The sequence below is a fragment of the Streptomyces sp. NPDC008092 genome (assembly GCF_042957285.1).
Lineage (GTDB): Bacteria > Actinomycetota > Actinomycetes > Streptomycetales > Streptomycetaceae > Streptomyces.
In genome coordinates, this window is sequence record NZ_JBIBHY010000006.1 from 360,431 (window position 1) to 384,538 (window position 24,108).

General features: G+C 70.4%; 19 protein-coding genes. 6 read left to right on the forward strand and 13 right to left on the reverse strand.

The window, feature by feature from the left end:
• Positions 1–81: 81 nt before the first annotated feature.
• Positions 82–3,621 (reverse strand): DNA polymerase III subunit alpha, encoded by a 3,540-nt coding sequence (dnaE, locus tag ACFZB3_RS21600; RefSeq protein WP_391377297.1) that lies wholly within the window; start codon positions 3,619–3,621, stop codon positions 82–84.
• A gap of 223 nt (positions 3,622–3,844) precedes the next feature.
• Between dnaE and ACFZB3_RS21605 the strand changes: the two genes are divergently transcribed.
• From ACFZB3_RS21605 to ACFZB3_RS21620, 4 genes are all read left to right on the forward strand, one after another.
• Positions 3,845–5,194 (forward strand): DUF2252 family protein, encoded by a 1,350-nt coding sequence (locus ACFZB3_RS21605; protein WP_391377299.1) that lies wholly within the window; start codon positions 3,845–3,847, stop codon positions 5,192–5,194.
• A gap of 67 nt (positions 5,195–5,261) precedes the next feature.
• A complete protein-coding gene (locus ACFZB3_RS21610) occupies positions 5,262–5,954 on the forward strand; it encodes a hypothetical protein (protein ID WP_391377301.1) in 693 nt (230 codons plus the stop codon).
• Positions 5,955–6,064: 110 nt separating this feature from the next.
• Positions 6,065–6,907, forward strand: coding sequence for a thioredoxin domain-containing protein (locus ACFZB3_RS21615; protein ID WP_391377303.1), 843 nt, complete (start codon positions 6,065–6,067; stop codon positions 6,905–6,907).
• 93 nt (positions 6,908–7,000) lie between these two features.
• The gene (locus ACFZB3_RS21620) at positions 7,001–8,671 is read left to right on the forward strand and encodes an alkaline phosphatase D family protein (protein WP_391377305.1); all 1,671 of its coding nucleotides are present in this window, start codon (positions 7,001–7,003) and stop codon (positions 8,669–8,671) included.
• 7 nt (positions 8,672–8,678) lie between these two features.
• Here ACFZB3_RS21620 and ACFZB3_RS21625 read toward each other — a convergent pair whose 3' ends face one another.
• Positions 8,679–9,248 carry a dienelactone hydrolase family protein gene (locus ACFZB3_RS21625; protein ID WP_391377307.1) on the reverse strand — a complete coding sequence of 190 codons (570 nt, stop codon included), beginning with the start codon at positions 9,246–9,248 and terminating at the stop codon, positions 8,679–8,681.
• Between the two features lie 101 nt (positions 9,249–9,349).
• Here ACFZB3_RS21625 and ACFZB3_RS21630 point away from each other — a divergent pair, with 101 nt between their 5' ends.
• Positions 9,350–10,480: a mechanosensitive ion channel domain-containing protein gene (locus tag ACFZB3_RS21630; protein ID WP_391377842.1), complete on the forward strand. Its 1,131-nt coding sequence runs from the start codon at positions 9,350–9,352 to the stop codon at positions 10,478–10,480.
• 9 nt (positions 10,481–10,489) lie between these two features.
• Here ACFZB3_RS21630 and ACFZB3_RS21635 read toward each other — a convergent pair whose 3' ends face one another.
• The 6 genes from ACFZB3_RS21635 to ACFZB3_RS21660 all read right to left on the reverse strand — a co-directional run bounded on the left by ACFZB3_RS21635 (position 10,490) and on the right by ACFZB3_RS21660 (position 16,114).
• Positions 10,490–11,230, reverse strand: a complete 741-nt coding sequence (locus ACFZB3_RS21635; protein ID WP_391377309.1) for an SDR family oxidoreductase — start codon at positions 11,228–11,230, stop codon at positions 10,490–10,492.
• Positions 11,231–11,429: 199 nt separating this feature from the next.
• The gene (locus tag ACFZB3_RS21640) at positions 11,430–13,016 is read right to left on the reverse strand and encodes a Na+/H+ antiporter (protein ID WP_391377311.1); all 1,587 of its coding nucleotides are present in this window, start codon (positions 13,014–13,016) and stop codon (positions 11,430–11,432) included.
• 56 nt (positions 13,017–13,072) lie between these two features.
• A complete protein-coding gene (locus tag ACFZB3_RS21645; protein WP_391377313.1) occupies positions 13,073–13,543 on the reverse strand; it encodes a GNAT family N-acetyltransferase in 471 nt (156 codons plus the stop codon).
• The gene (locus ACFZB3_RS21650; RefSeq protein WP_391377315.1) at positions 13,540–14,484 is read right to left on the reverse strand and encodes an RluA family pseudouridine synthase; all 945 of its coding nucleotides are present in this window, start codon (positions 14,482–14,484) and stop codon (positions 13,540–13,542) included. Before ACFZB3_RS21650 ends, ACFZB3_RS21645 begins: the two co-directional genes overlap by 4 nt.
• Before the next feature lie 66 nt (positions 14,485–14,550).
• Complete coding sequence (lspA, locus tag ACFZB3_RS21655) at positions 14,551–15,183, reverse strand: signal peptidase II (RefSeq protein WP_391377317.1); 633 nt, start codon at positions 15,181–15,183, stop codon at positions 14,551–14,553.
• Positions 15,184–15,250: 67 nt separating this feature from the next.
• On the reverse strand, positions 15,251–16,114 hold the full coding sequence (locus ACFZB3_RS21660) for a TraR/DksA C4-type zinc finger protein (protein ID WP_391377319.1): 864 nt from the start codon (positions 16,112–16,114) through the stop codon (positions 15,251–15,253).
• Positions 16,115–16,707: 593 nt separating this feature from the next.
• Here ACFZB3_RS21660 and ileS point away from each other — a divergent pair.
• On the forward strand, positions 16,708–19,845 hold the full coding sequence (ileS, locus tag ACFZB3_RS21665; protein ID WP_391377321.1) for an isoleucine--tRNA ligase: 3,138 nt from the start codon (positions 16,708–16,710) through the stop codon (positions 19,843–19,845).
• Positions 19,846–20,150: 305 nt separating this feature from the next.
• On the opposite strand, the gene ACFZB3_RS21670 is transcribed toward ileS, so the two are convergent.
• The 5 genes from ACFZB3_RS21670 to pgeF all read right to left on the reverse strand — a co-directional run bounded on the left by ACFZB3_RS21670 (position 20,151) and on the right by pgeF (position 24,103).
• Positions 20,151–21,485, reverse strand: a complete 1,335-nt coding sequence (locus ACFZB3_RS21670) for a DivIVA domain-containing protein (protein ID WP_391377323.1) — start codon at positions 21,483–21,485, stop codon at positions 20,151–20,153.
• Between the two features lie 58 nt (positions 21,486–21,543).
• Positions 21,544–21,828 (reverse strand): YggT family protein, encoded by a 285-nt coding sequence (locus ACFZB3_RS21675; protein ID WP_046729537.1) that lies wholly within the window; start codon positions 21,826–21,828, stop codon positions 21,544–21,546.
• A gap of 51 nt (positions 21,829–21,879) precedes the next feature.
• Positions 21,880–22,521 carry a cell division protein SepF gene (locus ACFZB3_RS21680; RefSeq protein ID WP_391377325.1) on the reverse strand — a complete coding sequence of 214 codons (642 nt, stop codon included), beginning with the start codon at positions 22,519–22,521 and terminating at the stop codon, positions 21,880–21,882.
• A gap of 127 nt (positions 22,522–22,648) precedes the next feature.
• Positions 22,649–23,368 carry a YggS family pyridoxal phosphate-dependent enzyme gene (locus ACFZB3_RS21685; protein ID WP_391377327.1) on the reverse strand — a complete coding sequence of 240 codons (720 nt, stop codon included), beginning with the start codon at positions 23,366–23,368 and terminating at the stop codon, positions 22,649–22,651.
• Positions 23,369–23,374: 6 nt separating this feature from the next.
• Entirely contained in the window at positions 23,375–24,103 is a 729-nt protein-coding gene (pgeF, locus tag ACFZB3_RS21690) for a peptidoglycan editing factor PgeF (RefSeq protein ID WP_391377329.1), read from the reverse strand.
• Positions 24,104–24,108 lie beyond the last annotated feature (5 nt).

A 24,108-nucleotide genomic window follows, 5' to 3' on the forward strand; every position in this document is an offset into this window, starting at 1 on the left:
AGCCCAGGCACGCAGGAGGGGCGCACCCGTCACGGGTGCGCCCCTTCGGCGCGCGTTACGACCGTCTCCGCGGAGTGGGGCCTATCCGGCCAGGCAGGACGGGCCGAGCAGCACCTTGAGGTCGCCGAACAGTGCCGGGTCCGGCTTCACCCGGTGCCGGTCCAGGCGCAGCACGGTGGTCTTGGTCGGGCCCTGGAGCTTGATCCGGACCTCGGTGTCGCCCTTGTGGTGGCCGAGGATCTCGCCGAGGCGGCTGACCATCGGCGGGGTGACCCGGGTGGCGGGGATGGTGAGGATCACGGGCGCGTTGGTGCCGGCGTTGGAGAGGTCCGGGACCGCCAGCTCCATCCCCACCAGCCGGGGCACGTCCTCGCGCTTGTCGAGGCGGCCCTTGACGAACACCACCGCGTCCTCGATCAGTTGGGTCGAGATCAGCTGGTAGCTCGCCGGGAAGAACATGCACTCGATGGAACCCGCGAGGTCCTCGACGGTGGCGATGGCCCAGGCGTTGCCCTGCTTGGTCATCTTGCGCTGCAGGCCCGAGATGATGCCGCCGATGGTCACCACGGCGCCGTCGGCGTGCTCGCCGCCGGTGAGCTGGGCGATGCCCGCGTCGGCCTTGTCGGAGAGCACGTGCTCCAGGCCGAAGAGCGGGTGGTCGGAGACGTACAGACCGAGCATCTCCCGCTCCTGGGCGAGCAGATAGGTCTTGTCCCACTCCTCGGTGGTGAACTCGACGTCCAGTCCGAAGCCGGGCTCGCTGCTCTCCTCCTCGCCCATCCCGCCGAAGAGGTCGAACTGGCCCTCGGCCTCCTTGCGCTTGACCGCGACCACGTTGTCGATCATCGAGTCGAAGTGCGCGGTGAGGCCCTTGCGGGTGTGCCCCAGGGCGTCGAAGGCGCCCGCCTTGATCAGCGATTCCGTGGTCCGCTTGTTGCAGGCGACCGCCTCGACCTTGTCGAGGTAGTCGGGGAAGGAGTTGTACTTGCCCTTGGCCTTGCGGCTCCTGATGATCGACTCCACCACGTTCGTGCCGACGTTGCGCACGGCTTCGAGGCCGAAGAGGATCACGTCGTCGCCCTGGGCGGCGAAGTTGTGCACCGACTCGTTGACGTTCGGCGGCAGCACCTTGATGCCCATGCGCCGGCACTCGTTGAGGTAGACGGCCGACTTGTCCTTGTCGTCCTTGACCGAGGTGAGCAGACCGGCCATGTACTCGGCGGGGTGGTTCGCCTTGAGGTAGGCGGTCCAGTACGAGACCAGTCCGTACGCGGCGGAGTGCGCCTTGTTGAAGGCGTAGCCGGCGAACGGGACCAGCACGTCCCACAGGGCCTGGATGGCCTCGTCGCTGTAGCCGTTCTTCTGGGCGCCGGCCTGGAAGATGGTGAAGTTCTTGGCCAGTTCGTCGGGCTTCTTCTTGCCCATCACGCGGCGCAGGATGTCGGCCTCGCCGAGCGAGTAGCCGGCGATGATCTGGGCGGCCTTCTGCACCTGCTCCTGGTAGACGATCAGGCCGTAGGTGACGGCCAGGACCTCTTCAAGGGGCGCCTCCAGCTCCTTGTGGATCGGGGTGATCTCCTGGAGCTTGTTCTTGCGGAGCGCGTAGTTGGTGTGCGAGTCCATGCCCATCGGGCCCGGACGGTACAGGGCCGACACGGCGGAGATGTCTTCGAAGTTGTCGGGCTTCATCAGGCGCAGCAGGGAGCGCATGGGGCCGCCGTCGAACTGGAAGACGCCCAGGGTGTCGCCGCGCTGGAGGAGCTCGAAGGTCTTCGGGTCGTCGAGCGGCAGGGCCAGCAGGTCGAGGTCGATGCCCTTGTTGGACTTCACCATCTTGACGGCGTCGTCCATGATCGTCAGGTTGCGCAGGCCGAGGAAGTCCATCTTCAGCAGGCCGAGCGACTCGCACTGCGGGTAGTCCCACTGCGTGATGGTCACGCCGTCGGTGTGCCGCACCCAGATCGGGGCGTGGTCGACGATGGGCTCGCTGGACATGATCACGCCGGCGGCGTGCACGCCCATCTGCCGCACCAGGCCCTCGACGCCCTTCGCGGTGTCGATGACCTTCTTGACGTCCGGCTCGTTCTCGTACATCCCGCGGATCTCGCCCGCCTCGTTGTACCGCGGGTGCGAGGGGTTGGTGATGCCGTCGAGGTCGATGCCCTTGCCGAGGACGTCGGCGGGCATCGCCTTGGTGAGGCGGTCGCCCATCGCGTACGGGTAGCCCAGCACGCGCGCGGAGTCCTTGATGGCGTTCTTCGCCTTGATCTTGCCGTAGGTGCCGATCATGGCGACCTTGTCGGCGCCGTACTTCTCGGTCACGTACCTGATCACCTCGACGCGCCGGCGCTCGTCGAAGTCGATGTCGACGTCGGGCATGGAGACGCGCTCGGGGTTGAGGAACCGCTCGAAGATCAGGCCGTGCGGGATCGGGTCGAGGTCGGTGATGCCCATGGCGTAGGCGACGATCGAACCGGCCGCGGAGCCTCGGCCGGGGCCGACCGCGATGCCGTTGTTCTTGGCCCACATGATGAAGTCGGCGACCACGAGGAAGTAGCCCGGGAACCCCATCTGGATGATGACGTCCAGCTCGTACTCGACCTGCTTCTGGCGGTCGTCCGGGATGCCGCCGGGGAAGCGGCGCTCCATGCCCCGGCGGACCTCCTCCTTGAACCAGGTGACCTCGGTGAAGCCGTCGGGGATGTCGAACTTCGGCATGAGGTTCTTGGCCTCGAACATGCCGGTGGTGTCGACCATCTCGGCGACCAGGAGGGTGTTGGCGCAGCCCTCCTGCCAGGCGTCCGAGGAGTCGACGGCGTACATCTCGTCCGTGGACTTCAGGTAGTAGCCGGTGCCGTCGAACTTGAAGCGGTCCGGGTCGGAGAGGTTCTTGCCGGTCTGGATGCAGAGCAGGGCGTCGTGGGCGGTCGCCTCGTGCGCGTACGTGTAGTGCGAGTCGTTCGTCACCAGCGGCGGGATGCCGAGCTTCTTGCCGATCTCCAGCAGGCCGTCGCGGACCCGGTGCTCGATCTCGATGCCGTGGTCCATCAGCTCCAGGAAGTAGCGGTCCTTGCCGAAGATGTCCTGGTACTCGGCCGCCGCCTTCAGTGCCTCGTCGTACTGGCCGAGGCGCAGCCGGGTCTGGAGTTCGCCGGAGGGGCAGCCGGTGGAGGCCACGATCCCCTCGGACCACTGGGAGATCGTCTCCTTGTCCATCCGGGGCCACTTCTGCAGCCAGCCCTCGGCGTACGCGTCCGAGGAGAGCCGGAAGAGGTTGTGCAGGCCCGTGCTGTTGACGGCCCACATCGTCTTGTGGGTGTAACCGCCGGAACCGGAGACGTCGTCCCGCTTCTGGTGCGGCTGGCCCCACTGGATCTTGCGCTTGTTGCGCCGGGACTCGGGGGCGACGTACGCCTCGATCCCGATGATCGGGGTGACCCCGGCCTTCTTCGCGGTGTGGAAGAAGTCGTACGCCCCGTGCAGGTTGCCGTGGTCGGACATGGCGATGTGCGTCATGCCCATCTCGTTGCAGGCGTTGAACATGTCCTTGAGCCGCGCGGCACCGTCCAGCAGCGAGTACTGGGTGTGGACGTGCAGGTGCGTGAAGGGCGGCTTTGACACGGGTTCGGCCTCCAAAGGAAAACAGGCGTCGACGATCTTCCGACCGGCTGCGGGCAGTCTGGTGGGACAGCGGAATCCTATGCCTCGGCACTGACACCCGGCGGGCTCCCCCGCGTACCTTCGTGCGGAGAAAGCGGGCACTCCCGGGGACCTTCGCACGTTGGTCCGGGCGAGAGATCCGCGCCACATGTCAGGCACCACACGCACCAGGAGGCACCCAGCGATGTCGGTCCCCCAGCTCAACGGCGAGCAGCGCGGCGAGGAGATCCTCGCCGTCTTCGACACCGCCTTCGGCGAGCTCCTGGCCGCCGACCCGGCCGCGTTCCGCGTGAAGTTCCGGAAGATGGCGGCCTCGGCCTTCGCCTTCTACCGGGGCACGGCCGCGCTCTTCTACCACGACCTGGACGCGGAGCACGCCGGACTGGGTGGCGGGCGGATATTCACCGGCCCGTACCTGGACGAGCGCACCTCGCGCGTGTGGATCCACGGCGACCTGCACGCGGAGAACTTCGGCACGTACATGGACTCCAACGGCCGCCTGGTCTTCAACGTCAACGACTTCGACGAGGCCTACGTGGGCCCGTTCACCTGGGACCTGAAGCGCTTCGCCGCCTCCGTGGCGCTGATCGGGTACGCGAAGGCGTTCAGCGACGCGCAGATCACCGAGCTGGTCGAGGTGTACGCGGACGCCTACCGCGAGCGCATCCACGCGCTGGCGACGGGCGCGAAGAGCGACGAGGTGCCGCCGTTCACCCTGGACAGCGCCGAGGGCCCGCTGCTCGGCGCGCTGCGCGCGGCCCGCTCGCTGACCCGCTTCGAGCTGCTGGACTCGATGACGGAGATCCGCGACTGGGAGCGCCGCTTCGCCTCCGGCGGCGGCTCCATCGAGCTGGACGCCGCCACCCGCTACAAGGTGCTGGCCGCCTTCGACGGCTACCTGGAGACCCTTCCCGAGTCGTCCCTGTCCCGTCCGGACTCCTACCGCGTGAAGGACGTCGTGGGCCGCCGCGGGATCGGCATCGGCTCGGCCGGCCTGCCGTCGTACAACATCCTCCTGGAGGGCGCCACGGACGCCCTGGAGAACGACGTGGTGATCTACATCAAGCAGGCCCAGACCCCGGCCGTCTCGCGGCACGTCACGGACCCGGCGATCCGGGACTACTTCCAGCACGAGGGCCACCGCACGGTGATCTCGCAGCGGGCCCTGCAGGCCCATGCGGACCCGTGGCTGGGCTGGACCGAGCTGGACGGCGCGGGACAGCTGGTCGCCGAGGTGTCGCCGTACGCGGTGGACCTGGACTGGAGCGACATCGACGACCCGGAGGAGATCGCGGCGGTCGTCGCCGACCTCGGCCGGGCCACGGCGTCCATGCACTCGGCGGCCGACGACACCTCCGGCGAGTCCCTGGTGCCGTTCTCCACCGAGCGGGCCATCGACGCGGCGATCGCCGCCGACGAGGACGGCTTCGCGGGCCTGCTCACCGATTTCGCGCACAGCTACGGCGCACGCGCGCGTGCCGACCACCAGATCTTCGTCGACCTCTTCCGCAACGGCCGCATTCCAGGGCTGTAACCTTCGCCGATTCTCAGGACCTTTTTAGGGGTCCCTTACATGAGTACGTGACAGACTCTCCACCGCTATGGACATATCCGGGACCCAGCTCAGAGCCGTGCGCGCGGCGCTGTTCACGGCCTTCGTCGTGACGCTCAGCACCGCGTCGCACGTGCTGCTGTCCCGGGCCCCGCTGCCGTTCACGACGGTGGCCGCGGTAGCCGCCGGTGTGTTCGCCGCGGCGTACGCGCTGGCGGGCCGCGAGCGCGGCTTCGGCCGGATCGCGGCCCTGCTGATCCCGCTGGAGCTGGCCGCCGACACCGTCTTCACCACCGGCCAGCACGCCTGTTACGGCCGGGCGGGCGGCCCCATCGCCGGCCCGCTGCGCGCCGTCGGTTTCGACGTCCTCTGCCACGGCGGCACGGTCGGCACCCCGCTGGCCCGGATGACCGGCGGCTCCCGCGCCGCCGCGGCCCTCACGCAGGCCGACCCGACCGCCGCCTGGCTGCTGCTCGCCGCGCACGTCGGCGTCGGCCTGCTCGCCGCCGCCTGGCTGCGCCGCGGCGAGCGTGCCCTGACCCAGCTGCTGCGCGCCGTCGCCGCCACCACCTTCCGCCCGCTGCTGCTCGCGGCCGCCGCGGGCGCGGTCCGGCCGGCCCCGGTACGGCGGCTGCCGCGTCCGGCACCGCGCCCGGCCGCCACCCGCGACCTGCTCCTCGCGCACTCCCTGGGACGGCGCGGACCACCGTGCTCCGGGGCGCTCGCCCTGCCCTTCGCCTGAGCGCCCCACCCGCCCGAGCACGCCCCTCGTCCGAGCACGCCGAGTGCAGCGAGTCCCCCACACGTATCCCGCGTACGACATGTGCGCGTCCCCCTTTGGAGATCACCAACATGAGCAAGCGGAACAGCGCAGCTGCCAAGAACGCGGCCCGGGAGCGGCTGCGCGCCGAGCGCGAGAAGCAGGCCAAGCGCGCCAAGGTCAGGCGGCAGCTCATCGTGGCCTGCTCGGTCGTGGCCGTGCTGGCCGCGGCGGGCGGCATAGGCTACGCGGTCGTCCAGGCCAACAAGCCCGGTTACTGGGAGGCCGAGAAGGACGCCAAGGTCGTCGCCCCGGCCAACACCACGGGCACGGACGGCACCACGGTCGTCATCGGCAAGTCCACCGCCACGAAGACCCTGAAGGTGTACGAGGACCCGCGCTGCCCGATCTGCGCCCAGTTCGAGCAGACCGTCGGTTCGACGGTGAAGAAGGACATCGACGACGGCAAGTTCAAGATCCAGTACATCGGCGGCACGTTCCTCGACGGCGACTCGCTCGGCAAGGGCCAGATCGGCTCGCGCGGCGAGGGCTCCAAGAACGCGATGAGCGCCATGGGTGCCGCGCTGAACGTCAGCGACGAGGCGTTCCTGGAGTACAAGACCGCGCTGTACTCGAAGAAGTGGCACCCGGACGAGTCCACCGACAAGTTCAAGAACGACAGCTACCTCATCGAGGTCGCCGACACCGTCCCGGCGCTGAAGAACAACAAGTCCTTCCAGGCCGACGTGAAGTCCGGCAAGTACGACGCCTGGGCGCTGGCCATGTCGAAGACCTTCGACACCAACAAGGACGGCGTGACGGGCACCCCGAGCTTCGTCATGAACGGCAAGATGCTGACGGCCGACTCCAACGGCAACCCGCCGATGACGGTCGACGCCTTCAACACCGTGGTGGACGCGGCCCTCAAGGCCTGACGCCGACCGGAATTTCCGGCTCCACGTGAAGAGCAGGCGAACTTTCCATGGTTCGCCTGCTCTTGTTCATACTGGTCAGTAACCTCAGCGGTCGTGACCAGTCGAAACCGATCAACACAGTCTTCCGAGAGTGCACACTCCCTCTCCCCCCGCCGCCGTACGGTCGTCAAGGCCGCGGCGGCGACCGCTGTCCTGGCCGCACCCCTGGCCGCCGCGCTGCCGGCCCGGGCCGCCTCGGACGCCCCCGCCTTCCTGCACGGCATCGCCTCCGGCGACCCGCTGCCCGACGGCATCCTGCTGTGGACGCGGGTGACGCCGACCACCGACGCGACACCCGGTTCCGGGGTCGGCCCGGACACCGAGGTCAGCTGGGTCGTCGCCACCGACAAGGCGCTGACGAACGTCGTCTCCAGGGGCTCCACCACCGCGACCGCCGCCTCCGACCACACCGTCAAGGCGGACATCCGCGGCCTGGCCCCGGCCACCGACTACTGGTTCCGCTTCTCGGCCGGCCCCACGGACTCCCCGGTGGCGCGCGCCCGCACCGCGCCGGCGGCGGACGCCACCGTCGCGGGCCTGCGCTTCGGCGTCGTCTCCTGCGCCAACTGGGAGGCCGGCTACTTCGCCTCCTACCGGCACCTGGCCGCCCGGAACGACCTCGACGCCTGGCTGCACCTCGGCGACTACATCTACGAGTACGGCACCGGTGAGTACGGCACCCGCGACACCGTGGTCCGGGAGCACGCGCCGACCCACGAGATCATCACGCTCGCCGACTACCGCATACGGCACGGCAAGTACAAGACCGACACCGACCTGCAGGCCCTGCACGCCAAGGCGCCGGTCATCGCGATCTGGGACGACCACGAGTTCGCCAACGACTCCTGGTCCGGCGGTGCCGAGAACCACACCGAGGGCACCGAAGGCACCTGGACGGCCCGTCAGGCCGCCGCCAAGCAGGCCTACTTCGAGTGGATGCCGGTCCGCCCGGCCATCGCCGGCACCACCTACCGCCGGCTGCGCTTCGGCAAGCTCGCCGACCTCTCCCTGCTCGACCTGCGCTCCTTCCGCTCCCAGCAGGTGTCCACGGGCAGCGGCTCGGTCGACGACCCGGACCGCACCATCACCGGCCGCGCCCAGCTCGACTGGCTCAAGGCCGGGCTGAAGGCCTCCGACACCACCTGGCGGCTGGTCGGCAACTCGGTGATGATCTCGCCGTTCGCCATCGGCTCGCTCTCCGCCGACCTGTTCAAACCGCTCGCCAAGCTGCTCGGCCTGCCCCAGGACGGCCTCGCCCTCAACACCGACCAGTGGGACGGCTACACCGACGACCGCCGCGAGCTGCTGGCCCACCTGCGCTCCAACGCGATCGGCAACACGGTGTTCCTGACCGGCGACATCCACATGGCCTGGGCCAACGACGTGCCCGTGGACGCCGGGACCTACCCCCTGTCCGCCTCGGCCGCCACCGAGTTCGTGGTCACCTCGGTGACCTCCGACAACCTCGACGACATCCTCAAGGTCTCCCCCGGCGTCGTCTCCGCCCTCGCCGCCCCGGTCATCCAGCTGGCCAACCGCCACGTGCACTGGGTCGACACCGACCGGCACGGCTACGGCATCCTGGACATCACGGCCGCGCGGGCGCAGATGGACTACTACGTCCTCTCCGACAAGACGAAGGCCGACGCCACCTCGTCCTGGGAGCGGTCGTACCGCACCCGCAGCGGCACCCAGAAGGTCGAGCGCACCTACGACCCGGTGTAACCGCCTCCTACAGCGTGTCGAGGAAGCCGAGCGCCACCCGCCAGGTGGCCTCGGCGGCCTCCTCGTCGTAGTCCGGCAGACCGGGATCGGTGTAGAGGTGACCGGCCCCCGGGTACCGGTAGATCTCCACGTCGGCGCCGGCCCGGCCCATCTGCAGGTACCAGGCGCTCAGCCAGTCGTCCGTCTCGAAGGCGTCCGGCTCGGCCACGTGCAGCTGCACCGGCAGCTCGTCCACCGAGGCGCTCGCGGCGATGTCCGAGGTGCCGTGCAGAAGCAGCAGCCCCCGCGCCCGCTCGTCGCCCAGCGCCAGCGTCTGCGCGACCGAGGCGCCCAGCGAGAACCCCGCGTACACCAGCCCGCGCTCCGAGTACGGCGCCGCCGCCAGCACGGCCCGCTTCAGCAGCTCGTCCTTGCCGATCGCCTCGTTGAACTCCATGCCCTCCTCGACCGTGTCGAACGTGCGCCCCTCGAAGAGGTCCGGCGTCCACACCTCGTGCCCGGCGGCACGCAGCCGGTCCGCGGCCTCGCGCACCGCGGGCCTGAGGCCGTAGGTCGAGTGAAAGAGCATGATGTTCATGGACCCATGGTGCCAGCCCGCCAGGTGACGCCTGTCGCCTCCTTCTCACCGAACGGCATGTTCAGGACCCCGCCGCAGCGGTTACGTTCGCATCCATGGAGATGGAGAACGTACTCCGCCCGCTGATCGTGGTCGGCGGCGCCGTCGTCCTCACCCTGCTGATCGGCTGGGCGACCGACCTGCTGCTGCGCAAGGCCGACACACGGCACAGCGAGACGCCCCTGTGGGGCCTGCTGCGCCGCGGCCGCATCCCCTACCAGCTGGTGCTGTGCGCGGCCCTGCTCAGAGGCTCCTACGACCAGGCCGAGCTGATCCGGGAGCACCGGACCGCCGTCGGCCAGGTCCTGACCTTGATGCTGATCGGGTCGGCCGCCTGGCTGGTGGTGCGGATCGCGGCGGCCGTCGTGGAGTCGACCTACGACCGCTACGCCCGGGTCCACCACGACGCGGCCCGGGTCCGCCGGGTGCGCACCCAGGTGTCGCTGATCATGCGGGTGGTGACGGCGATCGTCGGTGTGGTGGCCGTGGCGGCGATGCTGCTGACCTTCCCGGCGATGCGCGCGGCCGGCGCCTCGCTGCTGGCCTCCGCCGGGATCCTCGGCATCGTCGCCGGTGTGGCCGCCCAGTCCACCCTGGCGAACATGTTCGCCGGCCTGCAGATCGCCTTCGGCGACATGGTGCGCCTCGGCGACACGGTCGTGGTCGACGGCGAGTGGGGCACGGTCGAGGAGATCACCCTGACCTTTCTGACGGTACGGACCTGGGACGAGCGCCGGATCACCATGCCGGTGTCGTACTTCACCTCCAAACCCTTCGAGAACTGGTCGCGGGGCACCCCGCAGATGACCGGGATCGTCTACTGGCACGTCGACCACTCGGCACCGATCGAGGCCATGCGGGAAAAGCTCCAGGACATCCTGCGCACCTGCCCGGCCTGGGACGGGCGGGCCCACGGCCTGGTGGTCACCGACTCCACGCCGAACACCGTCCAGGTGCGGGCGCTGGTGACCGCGAAGGACGCGGACGACATCTGGACGGTCCGGGTGACCGTCCGCGAGCAGATGATCACCTGGCTGAACGCGGAGCACCCGTACGCCCTGCCCCGGGTCAACACGGCCGACGCGGTCCTGCCGCCCGGCGCGATCATCCCCTCCCAGGACGGGGCGCAGGACGGGGCGGCGGCCGCGGCCGACCGGCGCCTGCACGAGCCGCCCCGCACCGGCCGCGGCTGAGGTCTCCTGTCAGTGGCCGCGTTCGGCGCCGCCGTTGACCTGGACGATCTGCGAGGTGACGTGCCCGGCGGCCGGGGACGCCAGCCAGTGCAGGGTGGCGGCGACGTCACCGGGTATGCCGGCCCGGCCCGTCGACGTCTCGGCGACGAGCCGCTCCCGCCGGGCCTCCTCCACCGGTCCGCCGAAGAACTCGGTGTCCTCGACGTACCCGGGCGCGACCACGTTCACGGTGACCCCGCGCGGCCCCAGCTGCCGGGCCAGGTCATGGGCGTACGGGTGCAGGGCGGCCTTGGACGCGGCGTAGGAGCCGCTCCCCGAGCCCCGGAAGGCCGCGATGGAGCTGACGAACAGCACCCGCCCGCCGGGGTCGGCGAGCCGGTCCTTCAGCGCCTCCGTGAGCAGTACGGCGGTCAGCGTGTTCTGCCGGAAGTTGCCGCTCCAGACGCGGGCGACGGCGTCGAGCGGGTCACCGTCCTCCGCGTCCGGCGCCAGGGCCGCGTTCCCGCCGGCGCTGTGGATCAGCACGTCCACGGTGCCGAACTCGTCGGCGACGAACCGCGCGACGCTCCGTACCTCGGCGGGCTCGCTCAGGTCCGCCGCACGGCTGACGGCCCCCGGCACCCCGGCCTTCTCCAGTACCTCTCTGCGCCGCCCGAGCAGCAGCACACGGTCCCCGTCCCCGGCGAACACCCGCGCCGCGGCGAGCCCGATCCCGGTCCCTCCACCACTGATCACAATGTTCCGAGCCATGATCCGAGACTACGAGCGGAAAGCCGACGGCGCCTGTGACTGTCCACAGGCGCCATGCACTTGTATTACTACCGCTGTACAGCGCCCCGAAAGGGGCGCTGGGGGCACCCCCGGCCGAAGGCTGGGGGAGGAACTGCGCGACCAGCCACGACGGCGCCGCAGACGAAGGACGACCCATCACGGCACCCCCAGCGGAGCGTCACCGCAGGCTGCGGACGTCCAGATGCCGCAGCACCCGGTCCACGATCTCCGGATCCGCCCCCGGCTCGCTGCGCGCCGCCAGCACCTCGTGCCGCGCCGCGCTCAGCATCTCCTGCTGGATCCGCCGCAACCGCTTCAGCCGCCGCACCCGCTTGTCGTGGCCCTCCCGCCGCTCGTCCTCCACCACGTCGGGACTGATCCGGAACCCGATCTCGAAGGCCCGCCGCAGCATCTGCTCCGTCACGTCCTCGGGCAGCTCCTCGACCTGCTCGATCTCCTTCAGGCGCCGCCGTGCCGCCTTCGCCGCCCGTACCGCCAGCTCCTTCTCGATCTCCTTCTCGCGGTCGGTGTCGGCCCGTACCCCCAGCCGCTTCACCAGCCAGGGCAGGGTCAGCCCCTGGAGCACCAGCGTCGCCATGATCACGCCGAAGGCGATGAAGACGATCTCGTCGCGGTCCGGGAAGGCGGACCCGTCGTCGGTCCTCAGGGGGATGGCCAGGGCCAGCGCCACCGACGCCACCCCGCGCATCCCGGACCACCACATCACGATGGTCTCCCGCCAGCTGGTCGGGATCTCCTCGTCGTAGTCCCGCCGGGCGTGCAGCCGTTTGGTCAGCCAGGTCGCCGGCAGCAGCCAGACCAGCCGCACCACGACCACCACCCCCACGACCGCCGCCGCCCAGCCGAGCAGCTCGCCCCAGCGGCCGGACGCCGTGCGGATCGCGTTGTGCAGCTCCAGGCCGATCAGCCCGAACGCGACACCGGTGACGAGCGTGTCGACGATGTCCCAGAAGGTGTATCCGGCGAGCCGGGTCATGACGTCGTCGGCGTCGGTGGCGTACTCGGCGATGAACAGGGCGGTGGTGAGCACGGCCAGGACACCGGAGCCGTGCAGCTCCTCGGCGATGACGTAGGAGGCGTACGGGACGATCAGGGTCAGGCCGATCTGCAGGGTCGCGTCGCCGAGCACGTCCATGAGTCTGTTCGCGCCCCAGCCGAGCACCAGCCCCACGACGACCGCGACCACGGCGGACAGCAGGAAGTCCAGCCCGGCCCGCCACGGCGAGAACGTGCCGCTGACCACGGCCGCGATGGCCACGTGGTAGAGAACGATGGCGGTGACGTCGTTGAAGAGGCCCTCGCCCTCCAGGATCGACACCAGGCGGCGCGGCAGCCCCAGCTGTCCCGCGACGGCGGTCGCCGCGACCGGGTCGGGCGGGGCGACCAGCGCGCCCAGTGCGATCGCGGCGGCGATCGGCAGTCCGGGCACGACCGCGTTGGCGACCACGGCCACGCACAGCGTGGTGACGAAGACCAGGGCCACGGCGAGCAGGAAGATCGGCCTGACGTTGGCCGCGAACTGCCGCCAGGAGGTCCGCCGTACGGCGGCGTAGAGCAGCGGCGGCAGCAGGCCGGGCAGGATCAGCTCGGGCGGGATCTTCACGTCCGGCACGAAGTCGACGACCGCGAGGACGATCCCGAACAACGTCATCAGCACGGGCGCCGGCAGTCCGAACCGGTCCCCCACCGGAACACTCACCAGGGCCCCGAGCAGCAGCACGAACAACAGGGCCAACTGATCCACGGCCAGCGCTCCGGGTGTAGACGATCACACAGCGGGCCTCAAGCGTGCCATGCCGGCTACAGAACCCTGCGCATCCCCCGGTGCGGGATGCCGGCCTCCTCGTACTCCGGGCCGTACGGCTCGTAGCCCAGCCGCTCGTAGAAGCCCAGCGCGTGGGTCTGCGCGTGCAGGTCCACCGCGGTCAGGCCACGCGCGCGTGCGGCCTCCTCGATGGCCCGCACCAGGGCGACGCCGATGCCGAGGCCGCGGGCCTCCCCGGTGACCGCGAGCCGGCCCAGGGAGCCGAGGGACGGGTCACCGCCGGTCCTGGCCGCGGCCCGCTCGCCGTACAGCAGCCGGCCGGTGCCGAGGGGCGTGCCGTCCTCGCGGACCGCCAGGACGTGCACGGCGACGGGGTCGTACTCGTCGTACTCCAGGTCCTCGGGGACGCCCTGCTCGACCACGAAGACCTGCTTGCGCACCGCGAAGCACGCCTCCAGGTCGGCCGGGTCCCCGGCGACGCGGACCGCGTACGCGCGCGTGCTCATCCGTAGGTCTCCTCGCGGACCTGGTCGAGCGCCTTCTGCAGGTCGGCCGGGTACTCGCTGGCGAACTCGACCCACTCGCCGTCCGCGGGGTGCTCGAAGCCGAGGCGGACCGCGTGCAGCCACTGGCGGGTCAGGTGCAGCCGCTTGGCGAGCGTCGGGTCGGCGCCGTAGGTCAGGTCGCCGACGCAGGGGTGGCGGTGGGCGGCCATGTGGACGCGGATCTGGTGGGTGCGGCCGGTCTCCAGCTTCACGTCGAGCAGGGAGGCCGCGCGGAACGCCTCGATGAGGTCGTAGTGGGTCACGGAGGGCTTGCCGTCGGCCGTGACCGCCCACTTGTAGTCGTGCTGCGGGTGGCGGCCGATCGGGGCGTCGATGGTGCCGCTGGTCGGGTCGGGGTGGCCCTGCACGAGCGTGTGGTAGCGCTTGTCGACCGTGCGCTCCTTGAACTGGCGCTTCAGCGAGGTGTACGCCCGCTCCGACTTGGCGACCGCCATCAGGCCCGAGGTGCCGACGTCGAGGCGGTGCACGATGCCCTGGCGCTCGGCGGCGCCGGAGGTGGAGATGCGGTATCCGGCGGCGGCGAGGCCGCCGATCACGGTCGGGCCGGTCCAGCCCGGCGAGGGGTGCGCGGCCACGCCGACCGGCTTGACGATCACGACCACGTCCTCGTCGTCGTGCACGATCTCCATGCCCTCGACGGGCTCCGCGACGATCTGCACGGGCGCGGGCGCCCCCGGCATCTCGACCTCGAGCCAGGCGCCGCCGTGCACCCGCTCGGACTTGCCGACCACCGCGCCGTCGACCTGGACCTTGCCCGCCGCGGCCAGCTCGGCCGCCTTGGTACGGGAGAAGCCGAACATGCGGGAGATGGCGGCGTCGACGCGCTCGCCCTCCAGGCCGTCGGGCACGGGCAGGGTTCGGATCTCGGGAATCGTGCTCACCCGTCGAGTATGCCGGACCGCGCCGACAGCCCCGTACGCAAGCCCCCGGGGGCCCCTCTGCGGGCCTCAGTCCTTGTGGACGGTCCCGTCCGGGTCCAGGCCGCGGAAGGAGAGCAGCACGATCAGGATGCCGCCGCAGACGATCGCCGAGTCGGCCAGGTTGAACACCGCGAAGTCCTTGGGCGCGATGAAGTCGACGACCTGGCCCTCGAAGATCCCCGGCGAGCGGAAGATCCGGTCGGTGAGGTTGCCGAGCGCGCCGCCGAGCAGCAGGCCGAGCGCGACCGCCCAGGGGAAGCTGTACAGCTTGCGCGCCAGCCGGAAGATCACGACGATCACGGCCGCCGCGATCAGCGTGAAGATGATCGTGAAGGCGCCGCCGAACCCGAAGGCCGCGCCCGGGTTGCGGATCGCGTGGAACTCCAGCCAGTCGCCGACGACCTCGATCGGGGCGTGGTGCTCCAGCTTGGCGACCACGATCATCTTGCTGACCAGGTCGAGGGCGTACGCGAAGGCGGCCACCGCGAACAGCACGGCGATCCGGCGCCCGCGGCCGGTCCGCTGGTCCGCGGTGGACTGCTGATCCGCACCGGAGGCGTCGGAAGCGCCGGGCGCACCGGGGGCGCCGGGCGCCGCCGTCCGCTCGCCGCCGTCGTCCGGGGTGCCCGGCGTACCGATGATGCGTTCCGCCTCTGCCACGTGAGTCCCTCAACCTAGGTGCCTGCCTCGGGACGAGACTACGGCACGCCCCAGGGGACCCCGATGCTCAGTAGCGGCGTTCCTGCTTCTGCTTGCACTCGACGCACAGGGTGGCCCTCGGGAAGGCCTGCATCCGGGCCTTGCCGATGGGGTTCCCGCAGTTCTCACAGAGGCCGTAGGTGCCCGCGTCGAGCTTCTGCAGGGCGCGCTCGGTCTGTTCGAGCATCTCGCGCGCGTTGGCGGCCAGCGCCAGTTCGTGCTCCCGGGTGATGTTCTTGGTGCCGGTGTCGGCCTGGTCGTCACCTGCGCCGTCCCCGGAGTCCCGCATCAGCCCGGCCAGGGCGCTCTCGGACGCGTCGAGCTCGGCGCGCAGCCGCAGCGCCTCGGTCATCAGCTCGGTGCGCGCCTCCTCGACCTCCTCCGGTGTCCACGGGGCCTCGCCGGGACGCACCGCGAGTTCGTCCGGGGCCGCCGTGGCGACCCGCGCCTTGGGGACAGCGCTGTCCGCCGCCGTGGCCGTGCCAGGAGTCTTCTTCGCAACCACCGTCGTGGCTCCCGTCTGCTTCGCGGCCCGCGCCGCGCCCGCTTTCTTGGCCGTGCTCTTCTTGGCCGTGCTCTTCTCCGCCGCGGTCTTCGTCGCCACGGCCTTGGACGCGCTCTTCTCCGCCTTCTCCGACTTCGCCCCGTCGGCCTTCCTCGTGGCTGCCTTCTTCCCGGCTGCCTTCGTCTCGGCCGTCTTCCTCACGGGTGCCTTCTTCGCGGCCTCTCTCCCGGCGGAACCCTGATCAGCCGGCGCTTTCCCGGAAGGAGCCGCCGCTGTCGCGCGCGTGCCCTGCTTTCCGCCGCCCCCTGTGGTGTCGCCGCCGGAGGCAGCCGCGCCCCTGGACCGGCCGGACGCCGGCTGCTGTACGGCGGTCTTCTTCGCCACCATGGCCGCAGCCCCTTCACATATTGTGATCTTGCACGCGAATCGTGCTGGGACGATAAATCGACTTGAGTCCCGCGGCAACGGGGCACGCCGCCCGATCCGCCTGCCCCGCACCCCCCACGCAGCAGGTATGCATGCGTTGTGCCCAGCTCCCCGCGCGGTAATCCGCCGAGCCGGACATCCCAGGATGCGAACACGCGTACCGCGCCATTCGGGTCATCTCGGCAGGTGGACCGCTCCGCCCCGGCGGCGCCCGGAAAACAGGGCGGCCGCTGTCCGTGCGGCGCCGTACACTGGGCGCAGCGAGAAGCGTGGATGGGGACGAGTAGCGGCGTACGCAGCCCAGAGCGACCCGGGGACGGTGGAAGCCCGGGGGCGAGCGCGACGTGAAGATCACCCCGGAGCCGCCGGAAGAAAGCCCCGCAGGGGCCAGTAGAGCCGGCTTCGCGACCCCAATGAGGGGGCTCACCGGCGCACACGGCGTCCGGCGGGCCAAGGAGGGTGGTACCGCGGGAGCGCGCCGCACACGGCGTCCGGAAGACAAGGCTCTCGTCCCTCCGACGGAAGGCAGCAAGTCCGTTGGAGGAAGCTCGCAGATGACAGCGCCGACGTACCGCCAGGTGCCCGCACAGGTCGACCTGCCCGCCCTTGAGCACGCCGTGCTCGACTTCTGGCGCGAGCAGAAGATCTTCGCCAAGACCCTGGAGCAGTCCGAGGGCCGCCCCGAGTGGGTGTTCTACGAGGGCCCGCCCACCGCCAACGGCATGCCCGGCGCCCACCACATCGAGGCGCGCGTCTTCAAGGACGTCTTCCCCCGCTTCCGCACCATGCGCGGCTACCACGTGGCCCGCAAGGCCGGCTGGGACTGCCACGGCCTGCCCGTCGAGCTGGCGGTCGAGAAGGAGCTGGGCTTCAGCGGCAAGCCGGACATCGAGAAGTACGGCATCGCCGAGTTCAACGCGAAGTGCCGGGAGTCCGTGCTCCGCCACACCGACGCGTTCTCCGAGCTGACGACCCGCATGGGCTACTGGGTCGACCTGGACGACGCCTACGTGACCATGGACCCCGAGTACATCGAGTCGGTCTGGTGGTCGCTGAAGACGATCTTCGACAAGGGCCTGCTGGTCCAGGACCACCGCGTCGCCCCCTGGTGCCCCCGCTGCGGCACCGGCCTGTCCGACCACGAGCTGGCGCAGGGCTACGAGACGGTCGTCGACCCCTCCGTGTACGTCCGTTTCCCGCTCACCTCCGGTCCGCTCGCCGGCCAGGCCGCGCTCCTGGTGTGGACGACCACCCCGTGGACCCTGGTGTCCAACACGGCGGTCGCCGCGCACCCGGAGGTCACCTACGTCGTCGCGACCGACGGCGAGGAGCAGCTCGTCGTCGCCGAGCCGCTTCTCGCCAAGGCGCTCGGCGAGGGCTGGGAGACCACGGGCCAGACCTTCACCGGCGCCGAAATGGAGCGCTGGACCTATCAACGTCCGTTCGAGCTGGTTGAGTTCCCGGAACCGGCGCATTACGTCGTGAACGCGGAGTACGTCACGACCGAGGACGGTACGGGTCTGGTCCACCAGTCCCCCGCCTTCGGTGAGGACGACCTCAAGGTCTGCCGCGCCTACGGCCTGCCGGTGGTGAACCCGGTCCGCCCGGACGGCACCTTCGAGGAGGACGTGCCGCTGGTCGGCGGCGTCTTCTTCAAGAAGGCCGACGAACGGCTCACCGAGGACCTCAAGCAGCGCGGCCTCCTCTTCAAGCACCTGCCGTACGAACACAGCTACCCGCACTGCTGGCGCTGCCACACCGCGCTGCTCTATTACGCGCAGCCGTCCTGGTACATCCGCACGACGGCGATCAAGGACCGCCTCCTCGAAGAGAACGAGAAGACGAACTGGTTCCCGGAGACGGTCAAGCACGGCCGCTACGGGGACTGGCTGAACAACAACATCGACTGGGCGCTGTCCCGCAACCGCTACTGGGGCACCCCGCTGCCGATCTGGCGCTGCGAGGACGACCACCTCACCGTGGTCGGCTCCCGCGCGGAGCTGACCGGGCTGACCGGCACCGACCAGTCGGAGCTGGACCCGCACCGCCCGTTCATCGACGAGGTCACTTTCGCGTGCCCCCAGTGCGCGAAGACGGCCGTGCGCGTGCCCGAGGTCATCGACGCCTGGTACGACTCGGGTTCGATGCCGTTCGCGCAGTGGGGCTACCCGTACAAGAACAAGGAGCTGTTCGAGAGCCGGTACCCGGCGCAGTTCATCTCCGAGGCGATCGACCAGACCCGCGGCTGGTTCTACACGCTGATGGCGGTCGGCACGCTGGTCTTCGACGAGTCGTCGTACGAGAACGTGGTCTGCCTGGGGCACATCCTCGCCGAGGACGGCCGCAAGATGTCCAAGCACCTGGGCAACATCCTGCAGCCGATCCCGTTGATGGACCAGCACGGCGCGGACGCGGTGCGCTGGTTCATGGCGGCCGGCGGCTCCCCGTGGGCGGCCCGCCGGGTCGGCCACGGCACGATCCAGGAGGTCGTCCGCAAGACGCTGCTGACGTACTGGAACACGGTCGCCTTCCAGGCGCTGTACGCCCGTACGTCGAGCTGGGCGCCGAGCGCGGCGGACCCGGCCCCGGCCGACCGCCCGGTCCTGGACCGCTGGCTGCTCTCCGAGCTGCACGCGCTCACCGACCAGGTGACGCAGGCGCTGGAGGCGTACGACACCCAGCGCGCCGGCAAGCTGCTCTCGGCGTTCGTCGACGACCTGTCCAACTGGTACGTCCGCCGTTCGCGGCGCCGGTTCTGGCAGGGCGACAAGGCCGCGCTGCGCACGCTGCACGAGGTCGTGGAGACGGTCACCAAGCTGATGGCCCCGCTGACCCCGTTCATCACCGAGCGGGTGTGGCAGGACCTGATCGCGCCGGTGACCCCGGGCGCTCCGGAGTCGGTGCACCTGTCGTCCTGGCCGGAGGCCGACCTGTCGGCGATCGACCCGGAGCTGTCCAAGCAGATGGTCCTGGTACGCCGGCTCGTGGAGCTGGGCCGGGCCACGCGCGCGGAGTCGGGCGTCAAGACACGGCAGCCGCTGTCCCGGGCGCTGGTCGCGGCGGTCGGCTTCGACGCGCTCGACCCGGAGCTGCACGGGCAGATCACCGACGAGCTGAACGTCTCGTCGCTGGCGTCACTCTCCGAGGTCGGCGGCTCGCTGGTCGACACGACCGCGAAGGCGAACTTCCGGGCACTGGGCAAGCGGTTCGGCAAGCGGGTGCAGGAGGTCGCCAAGGCGGTCGCCGCGGCGGACGCGGCCGCGCTGTCGCTGGCGCTGCGGGAGGGCACGGCGTCGGTCGAGGTCGAGGGTGAGACGGTGACGCTGGCGCCGGACGAGGTGATCATCACGGAGACGCCGCGTGAGGGCTGGTCGGTGGCGTCGGACTCCGGTGCGACCGTCGCGCTCGACCTGGAGATCACGGAGGAGCTGCGCCAGGCGGGCCTCGCCCGGGACGCGATCCGGCTGATCCAGGAGGCGCGCAAGAACAGCGGGCTGGACGTGGCCGACCGGATCGCGCTCCGGTGGGTGTCGACCGACCCGGCGGTGATCGCGGCGCTGGCGGAGCACGCTGCGCTGATCGCCGACGAAGTGCTGGCGACCGACTTCTCCCAGGGCGAGGGGGACGACGGTTACGGCGATCCCTTCACCGACGAAGGGCTGTCGCTGACGTTCCGGCTGCGCAAGGCGTAGCCGCCGGCCTGTCCGAGCAGGGGTCCGGTCTCCACGGTGGGGACCGGGCCCCTTCTCGTGGGTGCGGGTCGGAGCGCCTACCGTGCGCGGTTCCCCGCGCCCCTTCACGCGCCGCCTCGTCACACGTGCGGGTCGGCGCACCGGGCGCGCCCGGTCCCTCCCCCAGCCTCCGGCCGGGGCAACCCCCAGCGCGCCTGAGACGTCGGGCCGCGCAACCCGCGTAAAAAGGGCGGGGCCCCGGATCGGAATCCGGGGCCCCGCCCTGTGGTGCTCTGCCGACGGCTACGCGCGCTACGCGCCCGCCGTCAGTTGTCGTCCTCGTCGATGAGGAAGCCGCGCATCGGGGACGGCGCCTGGCCCATCGGAGAGGGGCCCTGCGGGCGTACCGGAGCCATCGGCTGGGTCATCGCCGGCGTCATCTGCTGCTGGCCGCCGTAGGACGGGGCAGCGGGGGACGGGGCACCCATCGACGGGCCGCCCATCGACGGGCCGCCCATCGACGGGCCGCCCATGGACGGGTTGCCGCCGTAGGACGGGGCGCTCGCGCCGGCCGGGGCCATGGAGGGCGCCGGGGACGGCGGGAGGGAGGCCGCGGCCGGGGTGCGCGGCGGCGCCAGGGAGTCGTCGGCCTGGGTCTCCAGCTGACGCAGCTGCGACTCCAGGTACGACTTCAGACGCGTGCGGTACTCGCGCTCGAAGCCGCGCAGGTCCTCGACCTTGCGCTCCAGCGTGGCGCGCGCGGACTCCAGGGAGCCCATCGCGACGCGGTGCTTCTCCTGCGCGTCCCGCTCCAGCGCGTCGGCCTTGGCACGGGCGTCACGCTCCAGACCCTCGGCGCGGCTGCGGGCCTCGCCGACGATCTTGTTGGCCTCGGAGCGGGCCTCGGCGATCGCCTGGTCGGCGGTCTGCTGGGCCAGCGAGAGGACACGGGCGGCGCTGTCGCCACCGGGGCCCTGACCGGGGCCGCCCATCGGACCGCCCATGGGGCCGCCCATCGGGCCACCCATCTGCTGCATGGGGGGCTGGCCGCCCATCGGGGCCATGCCCTGGCCCATCGGGCCGGGACCCTGGCCCATGCCCTGGCCCATCGGACCCTGGCCCATGCCCTGACCCATCGGACCCTGGCCCATCGGACCCGGACCCATCGGTCCCTGGCCCATCGGACCGGGACCCTGCGGACCGCCCTGGCCACTGGGACCGGCCGGCAGCTGCGGGGCGCCGCTCGGCAGCTGCGGGGGACCGCCCATGGGGCCACCCATCTGCTGCTGCGGCGGGCCCGATATGCCGGCGGGCACCGGAGCGCCGGGGCCTCGCATGCCCTGCTGCGGCATACCGCCCTGCGGCATGCCCTGCTGCGGCATCCCCTGCTGAGGCATGCCCTGCTGAGGCATCCCGCCCTGGGGCATGCCGCCCTGCTGGTCCTGCGGCTCCGGAGGCTTGCGCATGTTCTGCTGGTTCTGGGCAGCAGCGCGCGTGGCCGCGGCGAGCTTGGCGCGCAGGTCCTCGTTCTCGCGGAGCAGGCGCGTCAGTTCGGCTTCGACCTCGTCGAGGAAGGCATCGACCTCGTCCTCGTCATAGCCTTCTCGGAGGCGGACGGTCGTGAACTGCTTGTTCCGCACGTCCTCGGGGGTCAACGGCATCTCTTCACCTCAACGTAGTCGTCGGCATCGGCAAGACGGTAGGTCACATCGCTCCTCATCACAGCCGACCAACGATCGCGATCAGGATGTAGACGATGATCATCAGTACGAAGAAGGACAGGTCGAGCGCCACGCCCCCGAGACGCAGCGGCGGGATGAACCGCCGCAGAAGCTTGAGCGGTGGATCGGTGACAGTGTAGGTGGCCTCAAGTACGACCACCATCGCCTTGCCGGGTTGCCATGAGCGGGCGAACTGGAACACGTAGTCCATGACCAACCGGAAGATGAGCACGATGAGGAAGCACATCAGCGCGATGTAGATCACATCCAGGAACACGCTCATGATCCGTGCTTCCCTCTCCCCTGTTTCCGTGCCTAGTACCGGTCTTGCGTCTCAGCTCTGGTTGAAGAACCCGCCCTCTGCGATGCGGGCCTTGTCCTCCGCCGTGACATCGACGTTAGCAGGCGACAACAGGAACACCTTCTGCGTCACCCGCTCGATGCTGCCGTGAAGACCAAACACCAAACCGGCCGCAAAGTCGACAAGTCGCTTCGCGTCTGTGTCATCCATCTCAGTCAGATTCATGATCACCGGGGTGCCCTCACGGAAGTGTTCCCCGATGGTACGTGCCTCGTTGTAGGTCCGGGGGTGAAGCGTGGTGATCCGGTAAGGCTCTCGTTCCGACACGACCTTGGGCATGATCACCGGTGCGTTCTTCTCCAGGCTTGCGCGTTCTTGTGTGATGGACGCCACGGGGGCGATGCGCGCCGGGCGTCCCGATTCCGCGGGGAGCGAAGCGGAATGCGACACCGGGTCGCGCGGGGGCGACGGTTGCACCACTCGTACCGAATCGTCCCTTTGGGACTGGTGTGAACCGTGGGACTGGTGTGACGGCTCGTGCCGTCGGTGGTCCCGCTCGGGCTCCGGGTCCAGTTCGGGCTCGAAGTCGTCATCGGGGTCGAATCCGCGGCCGTCGTACCCATCGTCCTCCACGAGGCCGAGGTAGACCGCCATCTTGCGCATCGCGCCGGCCATGCTCTGAGTCCTCCGCTCTGTGGTGGATCGGTGACGACTGCCAAGTCCCGCGATCCACACGGTCGCTGTGCCCGCCTTGGGGCGGCATTGACCATATTTTCTGCTGTGGTCCGACTTCTTGGCGACGTTACCCGAGCCTGGGGCGGACTCCGAGTACCGCGGTGCCGACGCGTACATGTGTCGCCCCGGCGGCCACGGCTTCCTCAAGGTCCGCACTCATCCCTGCGGAGACCATGTTCGCAGCCGGATGGGCCCGGCGCAGGTCCGTCGACAAATCCATCAACCGCTCGAACGCCACGCGTTGGCGCCCCGCGTACTCCCCGGTGAGCGGAGCGACGGTCATGAGGCCGTCGAGCCGCAGTCCCGGCGAGGCGGCGACGAGGGCGGCCAACTCTTCGATTCCGCCGGGCGCCACACCGCCGCGCTCCCCTCTGCCGCTCGCGCCCGCGTCGAGCGCGACCTGGAGGAGGCACCCGACCTCGCGCCCGGCCCGCACCGCCTCCCTGGACAGTGCGTCCACGAGCCGGGCACGGTCGACGGACTGCACGAGATCCGCATAACCCACAACGGATCGCACTTTGTTGGTCTGCAATTGACCGACAAAGTGCCAAATCAAGGGCAGATCCGAACTTTCGGCGGCCTTGGGGGCCGCGTCCTGGTCCCGGTTCTCGGCGACATGGCGCACGCCGAGCCCCGACAGGATCCGCACGTCGCTCGCCGGGTAGGTCTTGGTGACCACGATCAGGGTCACCTCCTCCCGCTTGCGCCCGGCCGCCGCACAGGCGGCGGCGATGCGCTCCTCCACTTTCGCCAGGTTTCCGGCGATCTCGGTCTTACGGTCCGTCATGCCCCATCAGTCCAGCCACACATAGCCGGCGAGCCGCCCGGTGGTGCGGTCCCGCCGGTACGAGAAGTGATCGTCCGACTCCAGCGTGCACACCGGCGACTGCGCCCGGTCGAGCACTCCGGCGCGCGCGAGCTGCGCGTGCACTCCGGCGCTCACGTCCACCGCCGGAGTGCCCCAGCTGGTCTCGGCGTGCGCCGTCGGCTCGACGGCGGACACCTCGGCGCGCATCGCCTCCGGCACCTCGTAGCACCGGCCGCAGACGGCGGGTCCGGTGCGGGCGACGATCCGGGCCGGGTCGGCACCGAGTTCCGTCATGGCGCGCACGGCCGCGGGGACGACTCCGGCGATCATGCCGGGCCGGCCCGCGTGGGCGGCGGCCGCGATCCCGGCGACCGGGTCGGCCAGCAGGACCGGCGTGCAGTCGGCGGTGAGCACGGCGAGGGCGAGCCCCCGGCGCGCGGTGACCACCGCGTCGACCTCGGGCACCGGCCGGTCTCCCCACGGCTCGTCCACGACGGCCACGTCGTTTCCGTGCACCTGGTTCATCCAGACCACCCGGCCGGGGTCCAGGCCGAGCGACTTGGCGGCGGTCTCCCGGTTGGTCCGTACCACACCGGGGTCGTCGCCGACCGCCCCGCCCAGGTTGAGCTCCTCGTACGGAGCGGCGCTCACTCCGCCCCACCTGTCGGTGAAGGCGAAGTGCGCGCCGCTCACGGTCTCGCGCTGTCCTATCACGTCGT

Coding starts and splice junctions, on each gene's coding strand:
- ACFZB3_RS21605 (WP_391377299.1), top strand. CDS start 3,845: ATGTCGGTCCCCCAGCTCAACGGCGAGCAGCGCGGCGAGGAGATCCTC.
- ACFZB3_RS21610 (WP_391377301.1), top strand. CDS start 5,262: ATGGACATATCCGGGACCCAGCTCAGAGCCGTGCGCGCGGCGCTGTTC.
- ACFZB3_RS21615 (WP_391377303.1), top strand. CDS start 6,065: ATGAGCAAGCGGAACAGCGCAGCTGCCAAGAACGCGGCCCGGGAGCGG.
- ACFZB3_RS21625 (WP_391377307.1), bottom strand. CDS start 9,248: ATGAACATCATGCTCTTTCACTCGACCTACGGCCTCAGGCCCGCGGTG.
- ACFZB3_RS21630 (WP_391377842.1), top strand. CDS start 9,350: ATGGAGAACGTACTCCGCCCGCTGATCGTGGTCGGCGGCGCCGTCGTC.
- ACFZB3_RS21635 (WP_391377309.1), bottom strand. CDS start 11,230: ATGGCTCGGAACATTGTGATCAGTGGTGGAGGGACCGGGATCGGGCTC.
- ACFZB3_RS21645 (WP_391377313.1), bottom strand. CDS start 13,543: ATGAGCACGCGCGCGTACGCGGTCCGCGTCGCCGGGGACCCGGCCGAC.
- ACFZB3_RS21660 (WP_391377319.1), bottom strand. CDS start 16,114: ATGGTGGCGAAGAAGACCGCCGTACAGCAGCCGGCGTCCGGCCGGTCC.
- ileS (WP_391377321.1), top strand. CDS start 16,708: ATGACAGCGCCGACGTACCGCCAGGTGCCCGCACAGGTCGACCTGCCC.
- ACFZB3_RS21670 (WP_391377323.1), bottom strand. CDS start 21,485: ATGCCGTTGACCCCCGAGGACGTGCGGAACAAGCAGTTCACGACCGTC.
- ACFZB3_RS21675 (WP_046729537.1), bottom strand. CDS start 21,828: ATGAGCGTGTTCCTGGATGTGATCTACATCGCGCTGATGTGCTTCCTC.
- ACFZB3_RS21680 (WP_391377325.1), bottom strand. CDS start 22,521: ATGGCCGGCGCGATGCGCAAGATGGCGGTCTACCTCGGCCTCGTGGAG.
- ACFZB3_RS21685 (WP_391377327.1), bottom strand. CDS start 23,368: ATGACGGACCGTAAGACCGAGATCGCCGGAAACCTGGCGAAAGTGGAG.